The organism is Nocardioides oceani, assembly GCF_030412965.1.
Taxonomy (GTDB): domain Bacteria; phylum Actinomycetota; class Actinomycetes; order Propionibacteriales; family Nocardioidaceae; genus Nocardioides; species Nocardioides oceani.
In genome coordinates this window covers 1-203 of the sequence record NZ_JAUHJQ010000353.1, presented here as the reverse complement: position 1 = coordinate 203, position 203 = coordinate 1, and the positions used below count along the sequence as shown (strand labels likewise).

Genomic DNA, 203 nt, shown 5'->3' with positions numbered 1-203 from the left:
GCGGCTCGTCCGCGCGGCGCGGCACCGGCAAGCTCGCGACGACGACGTACTCCTTGGTCGGCTTCACCTGGACCCGCGGCGAGGCCGCGCCGGTGCTCGAGCTCAGCGTCCGCCGCGGCTCGGCCTGGGAGCCCTGGAGCCGGGTGCCCGGCTCCCACGAGTCCCCCGACCCCGGCACCGGCGAGATCGGCTCGGTCGTCGGC

1 protein-coding gene is annotated in these 203 nt (G+C 77.8%); it reads left to right on the top strand.

Annotated elements, in window-relative coordinates; all coding sequences use genetic code 11:
* On the top strand, positions 1–203 hold a 203-nt coding region (locus QWY28_RS24330), incomplete at both ends, for a hypothetical protein (protein ID WP_300955454.1).